A 6,643-nucleotide genomic window follows, 5' to 3' on the forward strand; every position below is an offset into this window, starting at 1 on the left:
AGCAGAGCAATGAGCAAGCTGCGCGTGGCCGTTCTCGGCGCCAAGGGCCGTATCGGATCCGAAGCGGTACGAGCCGTCGAGGCCGCCGACGACATGGAGCTGGTGGCCGCCCTGGGGCGTGGCGACAAGCTGGAGACCCTCGCGGAATCCGGCGTCCAGGTCGTCGTCGAGCTCACCACCCCCGCGTCGGTGATGGGCAACCTCGACTTCTGTATCCGGCACGGCATCCACGCCGTCGTCGGTACGACGGGCTGGTCCGACGAACGGCTCGCGCAGCTGAACACCTGGCTCTCCGGCTCCCCGGGGACCGGTGTGCTCATCGCGCCGAACTTCTCCATCGGCGCCGTCCTCACCATGAAGTTCGCGGAGCAGGCCGCCCGCTACTTCGAGTCCGTCGAGGTCGTCGAACTGCACCACCCCAACAAGGCCGACGCCCCCTCGGGCACCGCCACCCGCACTGCCCAGCTGATCGCAGAGGCCCGGAGGAAGGCCGGCTGCGCCCCGCAGCCGGACGCCACCGTCACAGCCCTGGACGGCGCCCGCGGCGCGGACGTGGACGGAGTCCCGGTCCACGCGATCCGACTCCGAGGTCTCCTGGCCCACCAGGAAGTGCTGCTCGGCGGCGAGGGCGAGACGCTCACCATCCGCCACGACTCCCTGCACCACAGCAGCTTCATGCCGGGCATCCTGCTCGGCACACGCCGCGTGGTGACCACTCCCGGCCTCACGTTCGGCCTGGAACACTTCCTCGACCTGAACTGACTGAGCCCTGCCATGCGCGCAAAGATCACTTACTTCGTCACCGCTGCCGTCCTGGTCTTCTACTTCGCCCTGGTCGGCAGCCGTGGCGTCCTGCTCATCCAGCACGGCACCCTGCTGACGGTCACCTTCGGGGTCGCGGTGCTGATCCTGCCGGTGATCGGTATCTGGTTCCTCTGGAAGAACACCCAGTTCGTGGCGCGGGCCAACGCGCTGGCCGCCGAACTGGACGCGGAGGGCGGCCTGCCGGTCGACGAGCTGGTCCGGACCCCGTCCGGCCGCATCGACCGCGCCTCGGCCGACGCCGTGTTCGCACGCCGCCGCGAGGAGACCGAGGACTCGCCGGACGACTGGCGCTGCTGGTTCCGCCTGGCCGTCGCCTACCAGGACGCCAGGGACACCCCCCGCGCCCGAAAGGCCATGCAGCGCGCCATCGCCCTGCATACGAAGCCCACCCAGCCCAGCACGCCCTGACCCGGGCCGACGGGCTGTCCGACCGAATCATCGAGCCCGTCCGGCCGGATCAGGCCTGTCCGGCGCTTGAGGACAAAACGGCCACCGGGCGGCCCCGGTGGCCGGACGTCTCAGCCCCGCCGATACTCGTCCCCCCACGCCTCGACCGTGTCGGCCGCACGGTCGAACGCCTCACCCCGCGCCAGAAAATCCGCACTGCTGTCGGTGAGCAGGGGCGGCATCGACTCGCCTCCTTGGCGTACGACGATCAACGCCTGCCCCTGCACCGTGCGCGGAAACCCGAGCCACTTCACCGGCTGCTGCACCGTACGGACGCCCGCGACGCGGTTCCACGGCACGGTCGTCGTCGTGAAGAAGCCGACCCGGCGCACGCCGTGACGGCTCACCCAGGCGCCGACCCGCAGCAGCCGCAGGGCGCAGCCGATGACCACGACGGCGAGCGCCAGACATGCGGCGGCACCCGGCACCGCCCCGGCGAACAGGATGACCATCCCCGCGAGCAGGATGAACGACGAGAGCAGCAGCAGGGAGGCCGCAGCCGCGACCCGCCAGGGTCCTGGGCGGTACGGACGCCGCCAGCTGTCGTGGTCGTCGAACGGCAGCGCGATGTCCTCAGCGCTCGCGTCAAACGCGCGTTCGGCCGTCAGAAAGGGCAGGGGCACGACTGATCCTTACTCACAAGCACGCTCGATTGCTGTGCCCGGTGAGGCTACCGAGGAGGCCGCCGACCAGACCACCCCAGGGGGCCCGTAGGAGTCAGCGCCCGTGGGCAGCCTCGGTCTGCTGGGTCTGCGACGGCCCCTGGGCGGTGCTCAGGGCGGGCAGGCCGAGGATCAGCGACCCGATGAGACCTGCTACGACCGTCAGCCCGACAAGGGAACGGCCGGCCAGCTGGGAGACGGTGGTGCGCTCCCGCGGGGGCGGGGTGACGTTACTGCGGAATCGGTCGGCCTCGGCCACGAACGAGAACGGGACGGATTCACGCCGGCGGAACATGAGGAAGCTCTCCTTGAACTCTGTTACGGATGCTGCTAAAGAGTCAGACGTACGGCAGACCCGTTCGGTGCCCCGAATCGCCGAATTCGTCGAAGAAATCCCTGCACGACCCTTCCGGCCCTCGTTGTCAGTGGCGGCCCGTAGAGTGGGCGCCGCCCGAGCGACGCAATTGGAAGGACCCCGCCGGTGACCGAGACCCCCGAGCCCGCAAAGCCCAGCTTCCGCAGTGACGTCACCGTTGACCTGGTGAAACACTCCGCAGGCGACTCCGACGTCCTGTTCGCGGCCCGTGTCTCCACGGCCGGTGAGCAGTCCCTGGAGGAGGTCACCAAGGACCCTGAGCGCTCCAAGGGGCTCATCAACTTCCTGATGCGTGACCGGCACGGCAGCCCGTTCGAGCACAACTCGATGACCTTCTTCATCAGCGCCCCGATCTTCGTGTTCCGCGAGTTCATGCGTCACCGCGTCGGCTGGTCGTACAACGAGGAATCGGGCCGCTACAGGGAGCTGGAACCGGTCTTCTACGTTCCGGGGGAATCCCGCAAGCTCGTCCAGCAGGGCCGCCCCGGCAAGTACGAATTCGTCGAGGGCACCCAGGCCCAGCAGGAGCTCACCGGCCGCATCATGGAAGACTCCTACCGCCAGGCGTACGAGGCGTACCAGGAGATGCTCGCCGCAGGAGTGGCCCGTGAGGTCGCCCGCGCGGTACTCCCCGTCGGCCTGTTCTCCTCGATGTACGCCACATGCAATGCCCGCTCGCTGATGCACTTCCTCGGCCTGCGCACCCAGCACGAGCTGGCGAAGGTGCCGTCCTTCCCGCAGCGGGAAATCGAAATGGTCGGCCAGCAGATGGAGGAGCACTGGGCCCGGCTCATGCCGCTCACCCATGCAGCCTTCAACAAGAACGGACGCGTAGCCCCGTAAGCGGTGTCCGTATTGCGGCGTTTCGTGAAGTTCATCTAGGCTGATCAAACGGACCCGGCACTGCTTGAACCCCCGAGCAGGCAGTGCCGGGCTCCTACTGGGTGTCCCCCCGAGGGGGCATTGGGCGCTGAGCAACGAGTAGCGTGTTACCCATGGCTCCGATCTCCACTCCGCAGACCCCCTTCGGGCGGGTCCTCACCGCTATGGTCACGCCCTTCACGGCGGACGGTGCACTCGACCTCGACGGCGCCCAGCGGCTCGCCGCCCACTTGGTGGACGCAGGCAATGACGGCCTGATCATCAACGGCACCACCGGCGAGTCCCCGACCACCAGCGACGCGGAGAAAGACCAGCTCGTTAGGGCCGTACTCGAAGCAGTGGGAGACCGGGCCCACGTCGTCGCCGGCATCGGCACCAACGACACCCGTCACAGCATCGAACTCGCCCGCACGGCCGAACGCTCGGGTGCCCACGGCCTCCTCGCGGTCACGCCGTACTACAACAAGCCGCCGCAGGAAGGCATCTTCCGCCACTTCACGGCCATCGCCGACGCCACCGGTCTGCCGGTGATGCTCTACGACATTCCGGGCCGCAGCGGTGTGCCGATCGACACAGAGACGCTGGTACGGCTCGCCGAGCACCCGCGCATCGTCGCCAACAAGGACGCCAAGGGAGACCTCGGCCGTGCCAGCTGGGCCATCGCCCGGTCCGGCCTCGCCTGGTACTCCGGCGACGACATGCTGAACCTGCCGCTCCTCTCGGTCGGGGCCGTCGGATTCGTCTCCGTCGTCGGCCATGTCGTCACCCCCGACCTGCGCGCCCTCATCGAGGCGTACCTCGGCGGCGACGTCCAGAAGGCTACGGAGATCCACCAGAAGCTCCTGCCGGTCTTCACCGGCATGTTCCGTACCCAGGGCGTCATCACCACCAAGGCCGCACTGGCCCTCCAGGGCCTCCCTGCGGGCCCGCTGCGCCTTCCCCTGGTGGAACTCACCGCACAGGAAACGGCGCAGCTCAAGATCGATCTCGCCGCCGGTGGGGTAGAGCTGTAACCACAGACTTCACAACTGAATAAACGAAGAACACTCGCAAGAGCGACAACACAGACAACAGCAAGTGCACGAATGACATGCGCGCCACGTGCCCAAGCGGTACGTGGCGCGCGTGGTAAGGAGAGTCTTTTGAGTCATCCGCATCCCGAACTCGGCACCCCGCCGAAGCTCCCGAAGGGCGGCCTCCGGGTCACCCCGCTCGGCGGCCTCGGCGAAATCGGCCGCAACATGACGGTCTTCGAGTACGGCGGCCGCCTGCTCATCGTCGACTGCGGAGTTCTCTTCCCGGAGGAAGAGCAGCCCGGAATCGACCTGATCCTGCCGGACTTCACCACGATCCGGGACCGTCTCGACGACATCGAGGGCATCGTCCTCACGCACGGCCACGAGGACCACATCGGTGGTGTCCCGTACCTGCTGCGACTGAAGCCGGACATCCCTCTCATCGGCTCCAAGCTGACCCTCGCGCTGATCGAGGCGAAGCTCCAGGAGCACCGCATCCGCCCGTACACCCTCGAAGTCGCGGAGGGCCAGCGCGAGCGCATCGGCGTCTTCGACTGCGAGTTCATCGCGGTCAACCACTCCATCCCGGACGCCCTCGCGGTCGCCATCCGCACACCTGCGGGCATGGCCGTCGCGACCGGCGACTTCAAGATGGACCAGCTCCCGCTGGACGGCCGGCTCACCGACCTGCACGCGTTCGCCCGGCTGAGCGAGGAAGGCATCGACCTTCTCCTCTCCGACTCGACCAACGCGGAGGTCCCCGGCTTCGTACCGCCCGAGCGGGACATCTCCAATGTTCTGCGCACGGTCTTCGCCAACGCTCAGAAGCGCATCATCGTGGCGAGCTTCGCCAGCCATGTGCACCGCATCCAGCAGATCCTCGACGCGGCACACGAATACGGCCGCCGGGTTGCCTTCGTCGGGCGCTCGATGGTCCGCAACATGGGCATCGCCCGCGATCTCGGCTATCTGAAGGTGCCTGCGGGCCTGGTGGTCGACGTCAAGACCCTCGACGACCTTCCGGACGACGAGGTCGTGCTGGTCTGCACGGGATCCCAGGGCGAGCCGATGGCCGCACTGTCCCGTATGGCCAACCGCGACCATCAGATCCGCATCGTCCAGGGCGACACGGTGATCCTGGCGTCGTCCCTGATCCCGGGCAACGAGAACGCGGTGTACCGCGTGATCAACGGCCTGACCCGCTGGGGCGCCAATGTCGTCCACAAGGGCAATGCCAAGGTCCACGTCTCGGGCCATGCCTCGGCCGGCGAGCTGCTGTACTTCTACAACATCTGCAGGCCGAAGAACCTGATGCCGGTCCACGGCGAATGGCGCCACCTCAGGGCCAACGCCGAACTGGGCGCCCTCACCGGTGTACCCAAGGACCACATCGTCATCGCAGAGGACGGCGTCGTCGTCGACCTCATCGACGGCAAGGCCAAGATCGTCGGCAAGGTCCAGGCCGGTTATGTGTACGTCGACGGCCTCTCGGTCGGGGACGTCACCGAGACCTCCCTCAAGGACCGCCGGATCCTCGGCGAGGAGGGCATCATCTCCGTCTTCATCGTGGTCGACAGCTCCTCCGGCAAGATCACGGGCGGGCCGGACATCCATGCCCGCGGCTCCGGCATCGACGACTCGGCATTCAGCGCCGTTGTGCCGAAGATCGAGGAGGCGATCAACAGGTCCGCCCAGGACGGCGTGCTGGAGCCCCACCAGCTCCAGCAGCTGGTCCGCCGCACGGTGGGCAAGTGGGTCTCCGACACCTACCGCCGGCGACCGATGATCCTTCCCGTCGTCGTCGAGGTCTGACCCCGACAGACGCGAACTCCGGAGCGGGGCCCCCGATTTGCATCGGGGCGCCCCGCTCCAGTACGTTTACGGCTCCGCCTGACCGGGAAGCGCGCGCACGCTCATGTGCAGTGGGCACTCCGAACGGAGCGGGAATTCCGACTCAGAACTTCTGATAAAGTCGGATCCGCCGAAAGGCAAGGCCACTCCAAAGGCCACCGGAATTCAAATTCGGACCGGAAACGGAACGAAAAAGAATCTGGTAAGGTTGGAACCGCCGGAAAGGGAAACGCGAAAGCGAAGAACTGGAAAGCGGCCCCGCTTCGACCGGGAATCGGACACGAAAGAGTCTGATAGAGTCGGAAACGCAAGACCGAAGGGAAAGCCCGGAGGAAAGCCCGAGAGGGTGAGTACAAAGGAAGCGTCCGTTCCTTGAGAACTCAACAGCGTGCCAAAAGTCAACGCCAGATATGTTGATACCCCGGCCTGCTTCGGCAGGTTGGTGGTTCCTTTGAAAGTCCTGCCGGGCCTCATGGTTCAGGTGGGCAATTTACACAGCGAGGACGCTGTGAACGATCGGTCTTATTCCGGCTGATCGTTCCGCTCTCGTGATGTGTGTCCCGATTACGGGAAAACATTCACGG

At 66.8% G+C, this 6,643-nt stretch carries 7 protein-coding genes; 5 read left to right on the forward strand and 2 right to left on the reverse strand.

Translation table 11 applies throughout. The features are described from left to right. Positions 1-9: 9 nt before the first annotated feature. Both dapB and IEZ15_RS36665 read left to right on the forward strand, forming a co-directional pair. Positions 10-762, forward strand: a complete 753-nt coding sequence (gene dapB / locus IEZ15_RS36660; protein ID WP_189281184.1) for a 4-hydroxy-tetrahydrodipicolinate reductase — start codon at positions 10-12, stop codon at positions 760-762. Between the two features lie 12 nt (positions 763-774). Then, positions 775-1,233: a tetratricopeptide repeat protein gene (locus IEZ15_RS36665; protein ID WP_114247001.1), complete on the forward strand. Its 459-nt coding sequence runs from the start codon at positions 775-777 to the stop codon at positions 1,231-1,233. 110 nt (positions 1,234-1,343) lie between these two features. On the opposite strand, the gene IEZ15_RS36670 is transcribed toward IEZ15_RS36665, so the two are convergent. Next, complete coding sequence (locus IEZ15_RS36670) at positions 1,344-1,895, reverse strand: SCO5741 family PH domain-containing membrane protein (protein ID WP_114247002.1); 552 nt, start codon at positions 1,893-1,895, stop codon at positions 1,344-1,346. A gap of 94 nt (positions 1,896-1,989) precedes the next feature. Further along, positions 1,990-2,229, reverse strand: coding sequence for a hypothetical protein (locus IEZ15_RS36675; protein ID WP_114247003.1), 240 nt, complete (start codon positions 2,227-2,229; stop codon positions 1,990-1,992). Between the two features lie 186 nt (positions 2,230-2,415). Between IEZ15_RS36675 and thyX the strand changes: the two genes are divergently transcribed. The 3 genes from thyX (at position 2,416) to IEZ15_RS36690 (ending at position 6,020) form a co-directional block, all read left to right on the forward strand. Next, on the forward strand, positions 2,416-3,153 hold the full coding sequence (gene thyX / locus IEZ15_RS36680; protein WP_093898763.1) for an FAD-dependent thymidylate synthase: 738 nt from the start codon (positions 2,416-2,418) through the stop codon (positions 3,151-3,153). 152 nt (positions 3,154-3,305) lie between these two features. Continuing rightward, positions 3,306-4,205, forward strand: coding sequence for a 4-hydroxy-tetrahydrodipicolinate synthase (dapA, locus tag IEZ15_RS36685; RefSeq protein WP_114247005.1), 900 nt, complete (start codon positions 3,306-3,308; stop codon positions 4,203-4,205). Between the two features lie 129 nt (positions 4,206-4,334). Then, positions 4,335-6,020 (forward strand): ribonuclease J, encoded by a 1,686-nt coding sequence (locus tag IEZ15_RS36690; protein ID WP_114247006.1) that lies wholly within the window; start codon positions 4,335-4,337, stop codon positions 6,018-6,020. Positions 6,021-6,643 lie beyond the last annotated feature (623 nt).

Source organism: Streptomyces atratus, assembly GCF_014648655.1.
GTDB classification, from domain to species: domain Bacteria; phylum Actinomycetota; class Actinomycetes; order Streptomycetales; family Streptomycetaceae; genus Streptomyces; species Streptomyces atratus.